General features: G+C 66.7%; 14 protein-coding genes. 10 read left to right on the top strand and 4 right to left on the bottom strand.

The genetic code is table 11. The features are described from left to right. Positions 1 to 107 precede the first annotated feature (107 nt). The 9 genes from C1O66_RS22835 (at position 108) to C1O66_RS22795 (ending at position 10,442) form a co-directional block, all read left to right on the top strand. Positions 108 to 1,088, top strand: coding sequence for an inositol monophosphatase family protein (locus tag C1O66_RS22835; protein WP_102770289.1), 981 nt, complete (start codon positions 108 to 110; stop codon positions 1,086 to 1,088). A gap of 102 nt (positions 1,089 to 1,190) precedes the next feature. Then, positions 1,191 to 3,785, top strand: coding sequence for a DNA mismatch repair protein MutS (gene mutS / locus C1O66_RS22830; protein ID WP_102770452.1), 2,595 nt, complete (start codon positions 1,191 to 1,193; stop codon positions 3,783 to 3,785). Positions 3,786 to 3,809: 24 nt separating this feature from the next. After that, positions 3,810 to 4,631 (top strand): alpha/beta fold hydrolase, encoded by an 822-nt coding sequence (locus C1O66_RS22825; RefSeq protein WP_102770288.1) that lies wholly within the window; start codon positions 3,810 to 3,812, stop codon positions 4,629 to 4,631. A gap of 88 nt (positions 4,632 to 4,719) precedes the next feature. Further along, positions 4,720 to 6,363 (top strand): CTP synthase, encoded by a 1,644-nt coding sequence (locus C1O66_RS22820; protein WP_102770287.1) that lies wholly within the window; start codon positions 4,720 to 4,722, stop codon positions 6,361 to 6,363. Positions 6,364 to 6,376: 13 nt separating this feature from the next. Beyond that, a complete protein-coding gene (gene kdsA, locus C1O66_RS22815; RefSeq protein WP_102770286.1) occupies positions 6,377 to 7,234 on the top strand; it encodes a 3-deoxy-8-phosphooctulonate synthase in 858 nt (285 codons plus the stop codon). A 113-nt stretch (positions 7,235 to 7,347) separates the two neighbouring features. Further along, positions 7,348 to 8,634, top strand: a complete 1,287-nt coding sequence (gene eno / locus C1O66_RS22810; protein WP_102770285.1) for a phosphopyruvate hydratase — start codon at positions 7,348 to 7,350, stop codon at positions 8,632 to 8,634. A 105-nt stretch (positions 8,635 to 8,739) separates the two neighbouring features. Continuing rightward, positions 8,740 to 9,009: a cell division protein FtsB gene (gene ftsB / locus C1O66_RS22805; RefSeq protein WP_102770284.1), complete on the top strand. Its 270-nt coding sequence runs from the start codon at positions 8,740 to 8,742 to the stop codon at positions 9,007 to 9,009. Between the two features lie 73 nt (positions 9,010 to 9,082). Beyond that, positions 9,083 to 9,745, top strand: coding sequence for a nicotinamide riboside transporter PnuC (pnuC, locus tag C1O66_RS22800; RefSeq protein ID WP_102770283.1), 663 nt, complete (start codon positions 9,083 to 9,085; stop codon positions 9,743 to 9,745). A gap of 22 nt (positions 9,746 to 9,767) precedes the next feature. Next, entirely contained in the window at positions 9,768 to 10,442 is a 675-nt protein-coding gene (locus C1O66_RS22795; protein ID WP_102770282.1) for an AAA family ATPase, read from the top strand. Between the two features lie 27 nt (positions 10,443 to 10,469). Here C1O66_RS22795 and C1O66_RS22790 read toward each other — a convergent pair whose 3' ends face one another. The 4 genes from C1O66_RS22790 to C1O66_RS22775 all read right to left on the bottom strand — a co-directional run bounded on the left by C1O66_RS22790 (position 10,470) and on the right by C1O66_RS22775 (position 16,860). After that, positions 10,470 to 11,543, bottom strand: a complete 1,074-nt coding sequence (locus C1O66_RS22790) for a 6-phosphofructokinase (RefSeq protein WP_102770281.1) — start codon at positions 11,541 to 11,543, stop codon at positions 10,470 to 10,472. A 41-nt stretch (positions 11,544 to 11,584) separates the two neighbouring features. Next, complete coding sequence (locus C1O66_RS22785; protein WP_102770280.1) at positions 11,585 to 15,166, bottom strand: hypothetical protein; 3,582 nt, start codon at positions 15,164 to 15,166, stop codon at positions 11,585 to 11,587. A gap of 171 nt (positions 15,167 to 15,337) precedes the next feature. Further along, positions 15,338 to 16,306 (bottom strand): Hsp33 family molecular chaperone HslO, encoded by a 969-nt coding sequence (gene hslO, locus C1O66_RS22780; protein WP_102770279.1) that lies wholly within the window; start codon positions 16,304 to 16,306, stop codon positions 15,338 to 15,340. Beyond that, positions 16,303 to 16,860: a gamma carbonic anhydrase family protein gene (locus C1O66_RS22775; protein WP_102770278.1), complete on the bottom strand. Its 558-nt coding sequence runs from the start codon at positions 16,858 to 16,860 to the stop codon at positions 16,303 to 16,305. Before C1O66_RS22775 ends, hslO begins: the two co-directional genes overlap by 4 nt. A 125-nt stretch (positions 16,861 to 16,985) precedes the next feature. Here C1O66_RS22775 and C1O66_RS22770 point away from each other — a divergent pair, with 125 nt between their 5' ends. Next, positions 16,986 to 17,846 carry a ferritin-like domain-containing protein gene (locus C1O66_RS22770; RefSeq protein WP_207796060.1) on the top strand — a complete coding sequence of 287 codons (861 nt, stop codon included), beginning with the start codon at positions 16,986 to 16,988 and terminating at the stop codon, positions 17,844 to 17,846.

The following is a 17,846-nucleotide window of genomic DNA, read 5'->3' as shown; positions in this document are numbered from 1 at the left end:
GCTCGCTGCCCTGAAACCGAACAGTTTCAGACCGGCCACAGCACTAGAGACGCTCTTTTTCTTCGCCAGTCCACCTCAACCCTCCTTCTTCAGGCAAGGTTTCACGCATGTCGCAGCAAGCTTCACTCCATCCCATGCTCAATGTCGCCATCAAAGCGGCACGCGCAGCTGGCGCCATCATCAACCGCGCCTCGATGGACCTCGATATCCTGAAGATCAACACCAAGTCGCCCAATGACTTCGTGACCGAGGTGGACCAAGCGGCAGAAAAAGTCATCATCGAAACCCTACTCCAGGCCTACCCTGACCACGGCATCCTCGCCGAAGAGTCGGGTCGCGAGTACGGCGCCAAGCATTCCGAATTCGTCTGGATCATCGATCCCCTGGACGGCACCACCAACTTCATCCACGGCCTGCCCATGTACTGCGTGTCGATCGCTCTGGCACACCGCGGCGTGGTGCAGCAGGCGGTTGTCTACGACCCGACCCGCAACGACCTGTTCTACGCCACCAAGGGCCGTGGCGCCTTCCTGAACGACCGCCGCCTGCGCGTCTCCAAGCGCACCCGCTTGAGCGATGCCCTGATCGGCACCGGCTTCCCCTTCCGCCGCGGCGACAACTTCAAGCGCTATATGAAGATGTTCGAAGCGGTGATGGTCGAATGCGCCGGCCTGCGCCGCCCGGGCGCCGCCGCCCTGGACCTCTGCTATGTGGCCGCCGGCTACTACGACGCCTTCTTTGAGACCGGCCTGCAGCCCTGGGATGTGGCCGCGGGCTCGCTGATCATCACCGAAGCCGGCGGCCTGATCGGCAACTTCACCGGCGAAGCTGACTTCCTGCACCAGCGCGAAGTGGTGGCCGGCAGCCCCAAGATCTACGGCCAGTTGGTGCAGATCCTGGCGCCCTACACCCGCGTGATCACGGCGGAAGAGGCCGAAGGCGATGCCAAGCCGGCAGACGGCAAGGCCGCAGGCAAGAAGAAGACCGCAGACGCTGCGGGCGTTGTGGCCGCGGACGCTGCCGCCGCACCGAAGAAGCGCGCCGCGGTGCGCATCCGCAAGGATGAACTGGGTGGCGAAGGCGCTTAAACTGCGCGCTGAGCTGTCTCAGCACCCCTGACCGACAAAGCCCTCCGCCCGAGGGCTTTGTTCATTTCTGACGCCCGCATCACCGACGCCCGCATCCCGATCATGAGCCACGCCCCGGATTTCTCTGCCCACACGCCGGTGATGGCGCAGTACCTGCGCATCAAGCACGAGCACCCCGAGGAGCTGGTGTTCTTCCGCATGGGCGACTTTTACGAGGTCTTCTTCGACGACGCCCGCAAGTGCAACCAGCTGCTCGACATCACCCTGACCACCCGCGGCCAGAGCGCTGGCGAGCCAGTGGTGATGGCCGGCGTGCCGGTCCATGCGCTGGAGAGTTATCTGGCCAAGCTGATCAAACTGGGTGAGGCGGTGGCGATTGCCGAACAGGTGGGCGATGTGGCCACCTCCAAAGGCCCGGTGGAGCGCAAGGTGGTGCGTGTGGTCACGCCCGGCACGGTCACCGACAGCGAGCTGCTGGCCGACAAGCAGGACTCGGTGCTGCTCTCGGTCGTTCAGCAAGGCAAGACCCATGGCCTGGCCTGGCTCTCGCTGACCCAGGGTCAGCTGGGCCTGGCCGAATGCACGGAGCGTGAGCTGCCCTCCTGGCTGGCCCGCCTGAGCCCGGCCGAGGTGCTGGTGGACCGCGAGCGCCAGCCCGCCGCCGTACTGGCCGCGCGCGCGCCCATCACCAACCGCCCGAGCTGGCAGTTCGACACCGCCCTGGGTGCCCGCAAGCTCTGCGAGCAGCTCGGCGTGGCCAGCCTGGCCGGCTACAACGCCCAGCAGATGACGGCGGCGCAAGCGGCCGCGGCGGCCCTGCTCAGCTATGCCGAACACACCCAGGGCCGCGCCCTGGCCCATGTGCGCGCGCTCAGCGTGCAGCGCAGCAGCGAACTGCTGGACCTGCCACCCGCCACCCAGCGCAATCTGGAACTGACGCAGACCCTGCGCGGCGAGACCAGCCCCACCCTGCTCTCCCTGCTGGACAGCTGCCGCACCGGCATGGGCAGCCGCGCCCTGCGCCACTGGCTGCTGCACCCCAAGCGCGAACGCGCCGAGGCCCTGGCACGCCATGGCGCCATCGCCGCCCTGCTGCAGGCCCGGCCCGAGCCCCTGCGCGAGGCGCTGCGCCAGGTGTCGGATGTCGAGCGCATCGCCGCCCGCATCGCCTTGCGCCAGGTGCGCCCGCGAGAGCTGGCCGGCCTGCGCGCCACCCTGCACATCCTGCCCGAGCTGCAGCAGACCGTGCCCCCCGGTAGCAGCGAACTGCTGGATCAGCTGGCCCAGGGCCTGCTCGCCTCTCCCGAGCTGGAGCAGATGCTGAACCGCGCGATTGCCGAAGAGCCGGCCGTTCTGGTGCGAGACGGTGGCGTGATCGCCAGTGGCTTCGATGCTGAACTGGACGAGCTGCGCGCCATCCAGAACAACTGCGACGCCTTCCTGCTGGACCTGGAAACCCGCGAGCGTGCACGCACCGGCATCCCCAATCTGCGCGTGCAGTTCAACAAAGTCCATGGCTTCTACATCGAGGTGACGCAGGGCCAGGTGGACAAGGTGCCGAGCGACTACCAGCGCCGCCAGACCTTGAAGAACGCCGAGCGCTACATCACGCCCGAGCTCAAGGCTTTCGAGGACAAAGCCCTGTCGGCGCAAGAGCGCTCGCTTGCGCGAGAGAAGCTGCTGTTCGAGCAGCTGATCGACTGGCTGATCGAGTCGCTGCAGCCGCTGTCCGCCCTGGGCCGCGCCCTGGCCAGCCTGGACGCCCTGGCGGCCCTGGCCGAGCGCGCCGCCACGCTCAACTGGTGCCGGCCGGAGTTCGTCAACCAGCCCTGCATCGACATCAGCCAGGGCCGCCACCCGGTGGTGGAATCGCGCCTACGCGAAACCGGCGCGGGTGAGTTCATGGCCAACGACTGCCGGCTCGATGCGCGCACCCGCATGGCCGTGATCACCGGCCCGAATATGGGCGGCAAGAGCACCTTCATGCGCCAGGTGGCCTTGATCAGCCTGCTGGCGGCCATCGGCAGCTATGTGCCGGCCAGCGCCTGCCGGCTGGGGCCCATGGATGCCATCCACACCCGCATCGGCGCGGCCGACGACCTGGCCAATGCCCAGTCCACCTTCATGCTGGAAATGACCGAGGGCGCGGCGATTCTGCACAGTGCCACCGAGCAGTCCCTGGTGCTGATGGACGAGATCGGCCGCGGCACCTCCACCTTCGATGGCCTGGCCCTGGCCGGCGCCATCGCCAGCCATCTGCATGACAAGAGCCGCGCCTTCACGCTCTTTGCCACCCACTATTTCGAGCTGACCGAGTTCCCGAGCAAGCACCCGCAGGCCATCAACTGCCACGTCGGCGCGGTCGAGAGCGGCGACGACATCGTCTTCCTGCACGAGATCCAGCCCGGCCCGGCCAGCCGCAGCTATGGCGTGCAGGTGGCACGTTTGGCCGGCATGCCCGCCTCCCTGGTGCGCCAGGCACGGGCCACGCTGGAGGCCCTGGAGGCCAAAGCCGGCGAAGGCCAGGCGCAGATCGACTTGTTTGCGCCACCGCCGGCCGCGCCCGAGCCGCCGCCTGTCTCGCAAGCGACAAGCACACTGAGCCAAGCCATCAATGATGTGGACCCCGACACGCTCACGCCGCGCGAAGCGCTGGACCTGGTCTACCGGCTCAAGAAGCTGAGCCAGGCCGAGTAGCCCCGCCGCCCGGCGCTCCTAGGAATGAACCGGACTCTCGTCTTCTCCCACGCCAACGGCTTTGGTGCAGCCTGCTACCGCCTGCATTTCGAGGCCTGGCGGCGCGCCGGCTGGCAGGTCCATGCCTTGCCTCAGATCGGCCACAACCCGGCCTATCCGGTCAGCAGCAACTGGCCGCATCTGCGCGACGAGCTGATCGATTTCATCCGCACGGAGGTGAAACCCAGCGGGCCGGTCAGCCTGGTCGGCCATTCCCTGGGCGGCATGCTGAGCCTGCTGGTCGCCTGCCAGCAGCCGGAACTGGTGCAAAGCCTGGTGATGCTGGACTCGCCGGTGGTCAGCGGTTGGCGTGCCCAGAGCGTGCGGGTGGCCAAGGCCACAAGGCTGATCCACCGGGTCTCGCCGGGCAAGGTGTCCAGCCAGCGCCGCTACGAATGGCCGGATCGCGAGGCGGTGATGAGCCACTTCGCCAGCAAGCACAAATTCGCGCGCTGGGACCCACGGGTGCTGCAGGACTATGTGGACGGTGGTTTTGAAGAACAGGATGGGCGCCGCCGCCTGCGCTTTCGCCGCGAGATCGAGACCCGCATCTACGACACCCTGCCCCATCACCTGCCGAGCCTGCTGCGCCGGCATCCGCTGCGCTGCCCGGTGGCCTTTGTGGCGGGCACCCAATCCGAGGAACTGCGCCAGGCGGGCGCCGCCGCCAGCAAGGCCCTAGCCGGGCCCCACTTCGTCTGGATGGAGGGCAGCCACCTCTTTCCTTTCGAGCGCCCTGACGACACGGCCTCCCTCGTGCTGCAGTTGCTGGAGGCCATGCAGCTTTCCACACCGTCCCCGGACTGATTCCCGGGCCGGTGTCCGAGCGGTCCGTCGGGCCTCGCTATAATCGCGCTTTACCACCACAGCGTTTTTCACGAGAACGCTGCACGACATGACCAAGTACGTCTACGTCACAGGCGGTGTGGTGTCCTCCCTCGGCAAGGGCATCGCATCGGCCTCACTGGCTGCCATCCTCGAATCGCGCGGCCTCAAGGTCACCCTCATCAAACTGGATCCGTACATCAACGTCGATCCGGGCACGATGTCCCCGTTCCAGCATGGCGAAGTCTTCGTGACCGAAGACGGCGCCGAGACGGACTTGGATCTGGGTCACTACGAGCGCTTCATCACCACGCGCATGAAGCGCGCCAACAACTTCACCACCGGACAGATCTATATGTCCGTGCTGGAGAAGGAACGCCGCGGTGATTACCTCGGCAAGACGGTGCAGGTGATTCCGCACATCACCAACGAAATCCAGGACTTCGTCCGCCGCGGCGCCGGTGCCGGCACGCCCGATGCAGTCGACGTGGCCATTGTGGAAATCGGCGGCACGGTCGGCGACATCGAGTCCCTGCCCTTCCTCGAAGCGGCGCGCCAGATGAGCCTGAAGGCAGGCCCGAACAATGTCGCCTTCGTGCACCTGACCTATGTGCCCTGGATCGCTGCGGCCGGTGAGCTGAAGACCAAGCCGACTCAGCACACGGTGCAGAAGCTGCGCGAAATCGGCATCCAGCCGGACGCCCTGCTGTGCCGCGCTGACCGCCGCATCCCCGATGACGAGCGCGGCAAGATTTCGCTCTTCACCAATGTGCCTGAGTACGGTGTGATCTCCATGTGGGACGTCAACACCATCTACAAAGTGCCGCGCATGCTGCACGAGCAGGGCCTGGACCAGCTGATCTGCACCAAGCTGCAGCTCAACACCAAGTCGGCCGACCTGAAGCGCTGGGATACCCTGGTCAGCGAGGTCGAGAACCCCGCCAAGGACGTGACCATTGCCATGTGCGGCAAGTACACCGACTTAAGCGACTCCTACAAGTCGCTGAACGAGGCCCTTCGCCACGCCGGCATCCACAACCACGCACGCGTCAATATCGAGTACGTGGACTCCGAAATGCTGAACGCCGAGAACATCTCGCAGCTGAAGCAGTTCGACGCCATCCTGGTGCCCGGCGGCTTCGGCAAGCGCGGCGTGGAAGGCAAGATCCTGGCCGCCCAGTACGCCCGTGAACACAAAGTGCCCTACCTGGGCATCTGCCTGGGCATGCAGGTCGCCACCATCGAGTACGCCCGCAATATGGCGGGCCTGACCGGCGCCAACTCGACCGAGTTCGAACCCGAGACCCCGCACCCGGTGATCGCCCTGATCGACGAGTGGCAAGACGCCGACGGCTCGATCCAGAAGCGTGACGAGAAGAGCGACCTCGGCGGCACCATGCGCCTCGGTGCGCAGAGCTCGGACGTCAAGGCCGGCACCCTGGCCTTCGACATCTACGGCCCGGTGGTCAGCGAGCGTCACCGCCACCGCTTCGAAGCCAACACCCATTACCTGGACAAGCTGCAGAACGCCGGCCTGGTGATCTCGGCCATCACCCAGCGTGAAAAGCTGACCGAGATGGTGGAACTGCCGCGCGAGGTGCACCCCTGGTATGTCGGCGTGCAATTCCACCCCGAGTTCAAGTCCACCCCCTGGGACGGCCACCCGCTGTTCACCGCCTTCATCAAGGCGGCACTGAACCACAAACAGGCCTGAAGGAATCCTGCCCATGAAGCTTTGCGGTTTTGAGGTCGGCATCGACCGACCTTTCTTCCTGATCGCCGGCACCTGCTCGATCGAGGGCCTGGAGATGTCGCTCGACGTGGCCGGTCAGCTCAAGGAAGCCTGCACGGCTCTGGGCATTCCGCTGATTTACAAAGGCTCATTCGACAAGGCCAACCGCTCCTCGGGTTCGACCAAGCGCGGCGTCGGCATCGATGCCGGCCTGAAGATCCTCGATGAAGTGCGCCGCCAGCTGCAGCTGCCCATCATCACCGATGTGCACGATGAATCGCAGGTGGCCGAGGTCGCCAGCGTCGTCGACGTGCTGCAGACCCCGGCCTTCCTCTGCCGCCAGACGGATTTCATCCGCGCGGTGGCCAAGTCGGGCAAGCCGGTCAATATCAAGAAAGGCCAGTTCCTGGCCCCTTGGGACATGAAGAACGTCATCGACAAGGCCCGCGACGCCGCGCGCGAAGCCGGCCTGTCGGAAGACCGCTTCCTGGCCTGCGAACGCGGCGTGAGCTTTGGCTACAACAACCTCGTCGCCGACATGAGCAGCCTGGCCGAGATGCGCAAAACCGGCGCGCCGGTGGTGTTTGATGTGACCCACTCGGTGCAGAAGCCCGGTGGCCAGGGCACCAGCAGCGGCGGCGCCCGCGAGATGGTGCCGGTGCTGGCCCGCGCCGGCGTGGCTGCGGGTGTGGCGGGACTCTTCATGGAAACCCATCCGCGCCCGGCGGAGGCCTGGTCGGACGGCCCCAATGCCGTGCCCCTGCAGCGCATGCGCGCCTTGCTGGAACAACTGGTGGCCCTGGACCGCGTGGTCAAGAGCCAGCCCCTGCTCGAGAGCGACTTCTCGGCCTGAATTGGATCGCCCGCCTTGGCGGGCGTCCCCCGCGCACGATTGTTCAGCGCCGGTAACTGCCAGCTGGCAAGATGCGCGCCGAAACCGAATTTTTGACCTTTTGGAGAGCTTGAATGAGTGCCATTGTTGATATCGTCGGCCGCGAAATTCTGGACAGCCGCGGCAACCCGACCGTCGAATGCGATGTCTTGCTGGAATCCGGCGTGATGGGCCGTGCCGCCGTGCCTTCGGGTGCATCGACCGGCTCGCGCGAAGCGATCGAACTGCGTGACGGTGACAAGAGCCGTTATCTGGGCAAGGGCGTTCTGAAGGCGGTGGAGCACATCAACACCGAAATCTCCGAGGCCGTGCTGGGCCTGGATGCCTCCGAGCAAGCCTTCCTGGACCGCACCCTGATCGACCTGGACGGCACCGAGAACAAGAGCCGCCTGGGCGCCAACGCCATGCTGGCCGTGTCCATGGCCGTGGCCCGCGCTGCGGCCGAAGAATCGGGCCTGCCCCTGTACCGTTACTTCGGCGGCATGGGCGGCAACCAGCTGCCGGTGCCGATGATGAACGTCATCAACGGCGGCGCGCACGCCAACAACAGCCTCGACCTGCAAGAGCTGATGATCATCCCCGTGGGTGCACCGAGCTTCCGCGAAGCCCTGCGCTGGGGCGCCGAGGTGTTCCACGCCCTGAAGAAGATCCTGCACGACAAGGGCATCTCCACCGCCGTGGGCGACGAAGGTGGTTTCGCGCCCAGCGTGGAAAGCCATGAAGCCGCCATCCAGCTGATCCTGCAAGCCATCGACGCTGCCGGCTACACCGCCGGTGAGCAGATCGCCCTGGGCCTGGACTGCGCCGCCAGCGAGTTCTACAAGGACGGCAAGTATGTGCTGGAAGGCGAAGGCGGCATCCAGCTGACGGCCCAGGAATGGACCTCCATGCTGGCCACCTGGGTGGACAAGTACCCCATCATCTCGATCGAAGACGGCATGGCCGAAGGCGACTGGGACGGTTGGAAGCACATCACCGAAGTGCTGGGCCAGAAGGTGCAGCTGGTGGGCGACGATCTCTTCGTCACCAACACCAAGATCCTGAAGGAAGGCATCGACAAGGGCATCGCCAACTCGATCCTGATCAAGATCAACCAGATCGGCACCCTGACCGAAACTTTCGCCGCCATCGAGATGGCCAAGCGCGCCGGCTACACCGCCGTGATCTCGCACCGCTCGGGCGAAACCGAAGACTCGACCATCTCCGACATCGCCGTCGGCCTGAACGCCGGCCAGATCAAGACCGGCTCGCTGTCGCGCTCGGACCGCATGGCCAAGTACAACCAGCTGCTGCGCATCGAGGAAGACCTGGGCGATGTGGCCGTCTACCCCGGCCGCGCTGCCTTCTACAACCTGAAGTGATGCGGGCCGCCACTCGATCCTGAGTGGTCCTGATCTGCCAACGCCGCCCGACCCTCCGGTCTTGCGGCGTTTTTTATTGCTTCGCGGCTCGGCTAAACTGCGCGCGTGAAAACACTTGGCGTCATCCTCGCGGCCTTCTTGCTGCTGATCCAGTACCAGCTCTGGCTGGGCAAGGGCAGCCTGCCTCGCGGCGTGCAGCTGCGCGCCGAGCTGGCCCAGGCACAGCAGGCCAATGAACAGGCCCGCGCCCGCAACGCGCAGCTGGAAGCGGAACTGCGGGACCTGCGCGAAGGCCTGGAGATGGTCGAGGAGAAAGCGCGCTTCGAGCTCGGCATGATCAAGCCCGACGAGATCTACGTGCAAGTGCGCCGCTGAGCGCCGCGCTGACAGCCCGGCCCTGCCCTACCTTGCCCTAAATCCACCCCGATTCGAGGACACGCCGTTCCGCATGGACGCTTTGCTGCTGCAACTGCAACCCCTGTTTGCCCCGGCCTTTGAGTTGCTGGGCAGCCCCATCACCTGGACCGAGTTGATCGCCTTTGTGCTGGCCTTGTGGATGGTGGTCTGCAATATGCGTGTGCACGCCCTGGCCTGGCCGCTGGCCATCCTCAGCTCGCTGCTTTACTTCCTGCTGTTCTGGAGCGGCAAGCTGTACGGTGAAGCCAGCCTGCAGCTGCTGTTTGTGAGCCTCTCGCTTTGGGGCTGGTGGCAATGGCTGCGTGGCAAAGGCGATGACGGCCAGGCCCTGCGCGTGCGGCGCCTGAGCACCACGGGCCTGTGGGCCTCGCTGCTTGCCACCCTGCTGGCCTGGCCGCTGCTGGGCCTGTTTCTGCAGCAGCAGACCGATTCACCCGTGCCCTTCTGGGATGCCTTCCCCACGGTCGCCAGCCTGCTCGGCCAGTGGCTGCTGGCGCGCAAGTACCAGGAAAACTGGGGCGTCTGGGTGCTGGTCAACGGCGTCAGCGTCGCCTTGTTCGCCTACAAGGGCTATTGGCTGACCGTGCTGCTCTACGCAGTCTTCATCCCCATGTCGGTGGCCGGCTGGCGCGCCTGGGCGCAGCAGCTCAAGCACAGCCACGCGAGCGGCGGTTCCCGCCAGGCACTGGCTTGATGAAGACCTGGCAGACCCAGCCGTGCCCGGCTTGCTGATCGCCATCGTCGGTGCGGAGAGCACCGGCAAATCGACCCTGGCCCAAAGCCTGCAGCAGCGCTTGAGCGAGGCCACCGGCCTGCGCTGTGCCTGGGCCCCCGAGCTGCTGCGCGAATGGTGCGATCAAGCGGGCCGCACACCTCGCCCCGAAGAACAGGCCGCCATTGCCGCCGCCCAGGCGACCCGCTGCGAAGCCCTGGCGCTCAGCGCCGATCTGGTGCTCTGCGACACCACGCCGCTGATGACGGCGGTCTACAGCGAACTGCTGTTTGACGACCACTCCTTGCTGGACACCGGCCTGGCTTTCCACCGCCGCTGCGCCCTCACCTTGCTGACCGCGCTGGACCTGCCCTGGGTGGCCGACGGTCTGCAGCGCGACGGCGCCCATGTGCGGGCGCCGGTGGATGCGGCCGTGCGGCGAGCGCTGATGGGCGCGGGCCTCGGTTGGTCGGTGGTGGCCGGCAGCGGCGCGCAGCGCCTGGAAGCTGCCCTCAATGCCATCACGCCCTTGCTGCTGGCCCGAAAGACCGCGCCCCTGCCGGCCACGGGCCTCTTCAGCCGCCTACAAGCCCGCCAGGACGCCCTGCCCGAGTGGCGCTGGGCCTGCGACAACTGCGATGTGCCCGAGTGCGAGCACCTCTTGAACCGGCGCCGCTGAAGGCGCTGCTGTCGATGTCGACTCCCCTCACTGACCGAGGCAGATGCCCAGCCCCCGGGCTGCTTGCAGCAAGGGGTGGTCCAAGGGCACGAGGCGGTTGCGCCCCGCCACCTCGGCCAGGGCCACGCTGGTGAACTCTGCCCCTTGCAAGGCCACCATGCGGCCGAAGCGGCCCTCGCGCACCAGCTGGGCCGCGGCCCAGCCAAACTGTGTGGCCAGCACGCGATCGAAGGCCGTGGGTGTGCCACCACGCTGCACATGGCCCAGCAAGGTAGAGCGCACTTCAACTTCGCCCCGCGCCCCCAATGCCTGCTGCAGTTGCTGCGCCAGCACCGCGCCAATGCCGCCCAGACGCACCGGGTCAGGGCTATCGCTCAACAGTGCGCGCACCACCTGGCTTTGCGCCTGGGCATGCGCCCCTTCGGCCACGCAAATCAATGCATGGCCGCCACCCTCAGTCCGGCGCCGGCAATGCTCGATCACAGCCTCCAGCCGGTAGGGCAACTCGGGCAGCAGGATGGCATCCGCCCCACCCGCCAATCCCCCTTCCAGCGCAATCCAGCCGGCATGCCGACCCATGGTTTCGGCAATCATGACCCGGCCATGGCTGCGCGCCGTGGTTTCCAAGCGGTCCAGGGCTTCGGACACCACCGCCACGGCGCTGTCGAAACCGAAGCTGCGTTCGGTCAGGTAGAGGTCGTTGTCGATGGTCTTGGGCACCCCCACCACGGGCAGGCCCAAACGGCTGAATTGCTCGGCAATCGCCATGGTGCCGTCGCCGCCGATGGCGACCAAGGCATCAATACCTTGGGCCCGCACGAAATCGAGCACACGCGCCGAGACATCCACCCCGCCCTCGGCAAAGTAGTGGAAAGGATCGCAGCGGTTGTGCGTGCCGAGGATGGTGCCGCCCTGGGCCAGGATGTCCCGCACATCGGTCAGGGCCAGGGGCCGCAGGCGCTGCTCGATCAGGCCCAGGAAGCCGCGCTCCACGCCGCTGACCCGGGCCCCGCATTGCTGAATCAGGGCCAGGCTGACGGCGCGGATCACCGCATTGAGGCCGGGGCAATCGCCGCCGCCGGTGAGGATGGCTATGTGCATGGAGGGGATACAAAGGTCATGGTGATCGCAACGATTATGGGTCAGCGCGCCAGCAGGAAATACTCGAACAGCTGGGCGCCGCCCGCCCCACCCAAGGGCACCAAGAGGGCCTTGACCAAGGGCTGCTCAAAAATCGGCGCCAGCGCGCCGCCGCGCTCCTCCTGCACCGAGGCCATCAGCCGCTTGAAGGGCTCGATCAGCCTGCGCTGCTCCTCATCGCCGCCCATCAGCCAGCGCAGATCGGCCTCCATGCGGCGCAAGGCCCGGCTGCGCGCCTGTTCGGCCGCCTGCTTGAGCAGCACGGCCAGGGCCAGCAGGCCCAGCAGGTAGGCACTGGCGGCCATGGCCACCGGCAGGGTCAGCGACCAGTTGTCGAACAAGCGACTGCGCCCGACGATCAAGAGCGCCAGTACCACGAAGGGCCCCATCACCAAGGGCCCGATGCGCCCGCTGCGCCGCACGACGATCTGCACATCGATCCAGTCGTCCAGCAGGCTGTGGCGGCGCAGTTCGGGTGGCGCCACGGCGCGCTGGGCCGGGTCGGCGGCGATGGCGCGCAGCCACAGTGCCTCATGCGCGCTGCCCAGGCTGGCGGCGAAATGCGCCAGCGTGCTCGCCGGGTAGATCGTGCGCGCGGCCGTGAGCAATCGAATGAATCGGCAGGCCAGCATGGTGGCGTCGCCCACCGCCACCACCAGCAACGGCAGCAGCACCAGGATGGCATCGAGCGTGAAACGGATCAAGGCGCGGTGATCCTCGCCTCGCACGGGCACGGCCGGACCGACGCCGTCGCTGAAACCAAAGAACAAACCCAGGACCACGAGCAGAGTCAGCACAAAACCCAACATGATGCGCAGAGCCCGAGGCACCCGGCTGCCACGCCGACCGTACTGATGCCAGAGGATGCGAAAGTCCAGGCTGCCCCCAGGCGCCGCATGCCAGCCGGCCACGCTCAAATGCCGCTGCCAGATCCGGCGCATGAGGCGCAAACCGCCCTGGCGGGCCGCGACACCGGCGCGTTTGGGCGTCTGTTCGGGCAGATGCAGCCAGGCGCAGTCTTCGGCCATGCCCTGAACACTGCGAGACCAGGTGGCATCCAGGGTGTCAACAATCGCGAGCAGGGCCAGCAGATGGAGCAGGTGCGAAGGCCAGGCGCTGAGCCCCTCCAACCAGGCCAGGGGCTCACAGCTGTCGCAACGGCGGGCCTCGACGCCGCTCAGCACATAGGCCCAGACCAGGCCCAGGGTCACCCAACACAGCCCGCGCAGCGTGCGACGCAGTCCCGGGTCCATGGTGGCCGGCACGCCCTCTGCGCCGAGGCCCTTGCCAAATCCGAAGCCGAAACGATGCTCGGGCGCCAAGGACAAGAGCACCAGCAGCGTGCTGCCCAGGCTCAGGCCCAACATGCCAGGCGCAAAGCGCAGATGGCCCGGCCACAGCATCTCGCTCAGACTGACCAGGGCGAAGAAAAACAGCCAGCAGTAAAGGGCCACGAAGCCCAGTTCCGGCAAGGAAATGGAGGGCACCAATCCAGCCGGCAGATGCTCCAGCCGCGCCGCTGCCCGGCGACGCCGGATGTTGCGCAGCACCGGCGTGCCCGGCCAGACCAGCAGGCCCAACAGCAAAAGCACCGGCAAAGCCACGGCCGCCAGCCGCACACCGTAGGCTTTGCCGGGCGGGCGGCGCTCGAAGGCATAACCACTCAAAGCCATGGCGCCGCTGCGGCCCACCTCGTAGAGCGAGGGGTGATCGAGTGCCTCTTCAGCCGCACAGTCCTCCACGGCCCGGCAGGCTTTGCTGCGACATCCGGCATGGCGAGCTGCGAGATAGGCTGACGATTGGTACACATCGCGCCAGGGTGGATTGCCGGCCGCCAGATCGGGCGCGGGCAGCCCAACGCGATCGGCCACCGCCTGGCAGCGCGGCGACGACAGGCGCGGAAACTCCAGCGGCAGACTGGATGCCACCAGCAGATTGCGGGTGAAGGTCTGGACACGCGGATGCAGAAAGCGTGCATCCATATCGGTGGTGAAAAAAAACTTGTCCGCGAAACTCTCGTGCAGAGCCTGCAGCAGCAGGAGCTTGTCATGCACGTCACTGGCCATCAGACCGATGGCCCCGATGGGCAGGGCCCCGACCTTGGACTCGCTGCGTTGCAACTGCTGGGCCAGGCGACGCAGGTAGTCCAGCTGATCGCGGGCTTCGGGCCACTCAATGCGTGCTTGCGCATCGGCTTTGCCGGATCCGCCGCGCGCCTCATCGCGACCGACGTCGCGCGTTGTCACACCGTCCAGGCCACGGAAAAAGTACAGCTCCTCCAAATGAAGGGCCGGATTCTGCGAAAGCTGTGCACGCAGTTGCCCCACCAAGGCCTGGGCGTAGAGCGAGTCGCGTTCGCCGATCAAGACCACACGCTGCGGCGAGCGTGCTGTGGCCGACAGTCTCAAGCTCAGCTCGCCCGTCAACTGGTCCAGCAGCTCCTTGTCGCTGCCGATCTTGCGGATCAGCCGCACCGGCGGGTCCTGGCGCCCCCCCTGCAGGCGACAAAAGCGCCAGGACACATAGTCCTCGAGGCTGCTGCCGTCGAGTTCGCTGAGCATGGCGTCACTGGCGGTGGAGAACGGGCTCAGCAGCAAGGCCCGCGACAGGTGCCAGTAACCATCGAGCCAAGGTTCGGAGGCAGTCGGGGCCTGGGCCAGAGGTCGCTGCCCGGGCGGAACCGAACAATGGCTGCGCGAACCGGGCCCCGGCCCCAGCCGCCAGGCGGCGCTGCGCAGATCGGCCAATGCCACCCGCAGGGCATCGGTGGTGGACGGGCCAATCACAGCCAGTGGCGGTGGCTCCCGCTTGCCAGCAGCCCAGGGCTCGAAAAGGGCATGCAGCATCAAGGCCAGGCTGTCGAGCTTGCGCGAAGGCAAAGCGGTCTCATCCACCCACAGCACAGCCACCTGGCTGTACCGCGAAGCCTGCGCGATGTCGGCCACATCTGAGGCCGCCTGAGCCGGCCGGGCCGGAGAAGTCCGGGCCACCGCCGCGCTCAAGCTGCTGGCCGAGAGCAGCTCATAGGGCACCAGCAAGCCCGGACGCACGCCATTGCTGGCAGCAGCCTGGGGACTGAGCTTGGCTTCGTCCAGCTGCAGCAGGCCCAGGCGCTCGGCGTTGTCGGGCACATAGCCTTTGGCCTGCAGGCCCGCCAGCACGGCATAGCGCGTGCGCCGCCGCCCCTCCTCGGCCCCAACAAAGGCATTGCCGGGCACCAAGGCCACAAGAACCAGGGTTTCGCTGGAATCCGGTTCGTCATCGCCACTCAGGCGGCGCGACAACTCCTGCGGCGTGCGCAAGGCTGCGACCGATTTGAGTTTGCACTCGGTGGCCTTGGCCGGGTCCTTGTAGAGCTTGTCGCAGCGCTCCAGCCGTTCGGCCTCATGGCGGCGCACGGCCACAAAGGGGTCTTCCCAAAGCCGCGCTTCCACCTCCAGGTCGGCCGCCGTCACGGCTTGCGCCCGCTCCTTCTCGGCCGGACGCAACTGGTCAAACGCATGAGGAACCAGCTGGGTGCTGGTGATGAAAGCGACCAGCACGGCCAAGCTGGTCCAGGGGATTCCACCGCCTTTGTTGTCCATCCTCGCCCTTTCAGGCCGCTACCGGCCTCGCACCCGCGGAACACGCGGGACCGCCGGACAAGGTCGAGGATCAGGGCGGGAGCGTCAATCCCTCAGGTCGTATTGCCAGCGGAGCGCGGCATCCGCGCCACGCCGCGCCTCGGGGGCATGGGGACCGCAGCGTCGCCGGGCTTATTGCACGGTGCCGCTACCGCCGGCTTGGGCCAGCTCTTGCGCAAACAGTTGGCCAACATCAACCGCGTCGAAGTGGTACTGCAGGCCGCAGAACTCGCAGCCAATCTCGACATCGCCGCGCTCGGCCAGCACCTCTTCGACCTCGTCGCGGCCCAGGCCCTTGAGCATCTGGCTGACGCGCTCGCGCGAGCAACTGCAGGCGAAGCGCGGCGCCAGCGGCTCGAAGCGGCGCACGCTTTCTTCCCAGAACAGGCGGCGCAGAATGGTCTCGGCATCCAGGCCCAGGAGTTCATCGCGGGTCAGGGTGGAAGCCAACATGCTGATGCGGTTGAAGGCGTCGGACAGGCCGATCTCGTCTTCGTTGCGAAGGGTGTCGCCCTGCCCTTCCAAATTGGCCTCACCCTCGACCGGCAGGCGCTGGATCAAGAGGCCGGCGGCGATCTCGTCGTTGGCGAACAGCACCAGTTTCGTGTCCAGCTGCTCGGACTGAAGCATGTAGTGCTCCAGCACCTCCGAGAGCTTTTGCAGCGGCTCGCGCTGGTCACCGTGCAGCGGCACCACGCCCTGGTAGGGCTGCTGGCCGGGGAACTTGTCCTTGGGGTCCAGGGTGATGGCGCAACGGCCCTGGCCATGAACATTGAGCATGGCTTCAAGCCGGGCGCCCTCCGGCACCTCACCGACCAGTTTGGCCGTGGCGCGGAAGCTCAGATCAGGCTGCACCTCGGCCACGGCCAGCTTGACCGGGCCGTCGCCAAACACCTGCAGCACCAAGGCGCCGTTGAACTTGATGTTGGATTGCATCAGCACGGCCGCGGCCGACATCTCGCCCAGCAGGGCGCGCAGTTCGGGCGGATGCGCGCCCACCGCCTCGCGGCGCTGAAGCACCTCTTGCCAGCTGCCGGTCAGGCGCACCAGCATGCCGCGCACGGGCAGGCCTTCGAACAGGAATTTATGCAGTTCACTCATGGTTTGGCTTTGGAATTCTGGGGATAGTCGCCGCTGATGTCTTGCAAGCCGCTGGCGTAGCGCTGGCCGTTGGCGATGTAGTGGCGGGCACTGGCACGCAAGCCTTCGATCTGCTCAGGCGTGAGCTCACGCACGACCTTGGCCGGGCTGCCCACGATCAGGCTGCCGTCCGGAAACGCCTTGCCCTCGGTCACCAGCGCACCGGCGCCGACGATGCTGTCGCGGCCGATGCGGGCACCGTTGAGGACCACGGCGCCAATGCCGATCAAGGAGTTCTCGCCCACCGTGCAGCCATGCAGCATCACCTGGTGGCCGACCGTCACGCCGGCCTCCAGACGCAGCGGAAAGCCATGGTCGGCATGCAGCACGGAGCCGTCCTGGATATTGCAGCCCGGGCCGATGTGCAGGTGTTCGCTGTCACCGCGCAACACAGCGTTGAACCAGATGCTGACATCTTCGTCGAGATGCACCCGGCCGATGATCTGGGCGCTGTCGGCCACCCAGGCGCTGGCGGCGACTTCGGGCCGGTGTTCGTCCAACTGGAATATCCCCATCTCGTGCTCCCGGACGGCGCCTGGCCGCGGCAAAACCCGCTATTTTAAGCGGGCCGCTGGGCGGCACGGCGCGACCGGGGCTTTGCCGGCCTGAACCTGGCAAGCCCTGGCGGGATAATTGGGCCATGATGCCTCTGGACTGCCGCGCCCGTGCCCTGCACGTTCTCTGCCTGATCTCCCCCGCCGACAAGGCCGCTGCGGCTCAAGCCCTCTACCTGGAGGCCCAGAACGGGCTTTCCCTCGACACCGAAGCCCGGCTGCAGCGCCCCGAGGGCGTGCCGGGCCGACCGGAGCGGCCGCGTTTGCTGTCCGCCCTGCAAGTGCCGAACCGCTCGCCCTTCACGCTGGAAGGCCGGGCCGCGCTGATCCACGCCATCGCACATATCGAGTTCAACGCCATCAATCTGGCCTTGGATGCGGTCTGGCGCTTTGCCGGCATGCCGCGTGAGTTCTACCTCGACTGGCTGCGTGTAGCCGCCGAGGAAGCGCAGCATTTCAGCCTGCTGCACGATCATCTGCAAAGCCTGGGCCACCGCTACGGCGACTTCGACGCCCATGACGGCCTTTGGACCATGGCCGAACGCACGGCCGACGATGTGCTGGCCCGCATGGCCCTGGTACCGCGCACCCTGGAGGCGCGCGGCCTGGATGCCACGCCGCCGCTGCAGGCCAAGCTGGCCCGCGCCGGCGACGCACGGGCGGTGGCTATTCTGGACATCATCCTGCGCGAAGAAATCGGCCATGTGGAGATCGGCAACCGCTGGTACCGCCACTGCTGCCGCTTGCGTGGCCTGGACCCCGTGGCGATTTATCCTGGCCTGGTGCAGCACTACCAGGCGCCGCGGCTGCGCCCGCCCTTCAACCTGAGCGCTCGCGGCGCGGCCGGCTTCAGCGAAGAAGAATTGGCCTACCTTCAGGCGGATTTCTCGAACGATCGAACGGGCGCGCCCGACGCCGCTCAGGCGGTCAACGGCACGGCCAGCTAA

Origin of the sequence: Paucibacter aquatile (assembly GCF_002885975.1) — a bacterium.
GTDB classification, from domain to species: Bacteria; Pseudomonadota; Gammaproteobacteria; order Burkholderiales; family Burkholderiaceae_C; genus Paucibacter_A; species Paucibacter_A aquatilis.
Note: the sequence above shows the minus strand (reverse complement) of the source record. Positions and strands in the feature narration are given on the sequence as shown.

Coding starts and splice junctions, on each gene's coding strand:
- C1O66_RS22825 (WP_102770288.1), top strand. CDS start 3,810: ATGAACCGGACTCTCGTCTTCTCCCACGCCAACGGCTTTGGTGCAGCC.
- C1O66_RS22785 (WP_102770280.1), bottom strand. CDS start 15,166: ATGGACAACAAAGGCGGTGGAATCCCCTGGACCAGCTTGGCCGTGCTG.
- kdsA (WP_102770286.1), top strand. CDS start 6,377: ATGAAGCTTTGCGGTTTTGAGGTCGGCATCGACCGACCTTTCTTCCTG.
- eno (WP_102770285.1), top strand. CDS start 7,348: ATGAGTGCCATTGTTGATATCGTCGGCCGCGAAATTCTGGACAGCCGC.
- C1O66_RS22770 (WP_207796060.1), top strand. CDS start 16,986: ATGATGCCTCTGGACTGCCGCGCCCGTGCCCTGCACGTTCTCTGCCTG.
- C1O66_RS22775 (WP_102770278.1), bottom strand. CDS start 16,860: ATGGGGATATTCCAGTTGGACGAACACCGGCCCGAAGTCGCCGCCAGC.
- mutS (WP_102770452.1), top strand. CDS start 1,191: ATGAGCCACGCCCCGGATTTCTCTGCCCACACGCCGGTGATGGCGCAG.
- hslO (WP_102770279.1), bottom strand. CDS start 16,306: ATGAGTGAACTGCATAAATTCCTGTTCGAAGGCCTGCCCGTGCGCGGC.
- pnuC (WP_102770283.1), top strand. CDS start 9,083: ATGGACGCTTTGCTGCTGCAACTGCAACCCCTGTTTGCCCCGGCCTTT.
- C1O66_RS22820 (WP_102770287.1), top strand. CDS start 4,720: ATGACCAAGTACGTCTACGTCACAGGCGGTGTGGTGTCCTCCCTCGGC.
- C1O66_RS22790 (WP_102770281.1), bottom strand. CDS start 11,543: ATGCACATAGCCATCCTCACCGGCGGCGGCGATTGCCCCGGCCTCAAT.
- C1O66_RS22835 (WP_102770289.1), top strand. CDS start 108: ATGTCGCAGCAAGCTTCACTCCATCCCATGCTCAATGTCGCCATCAAA.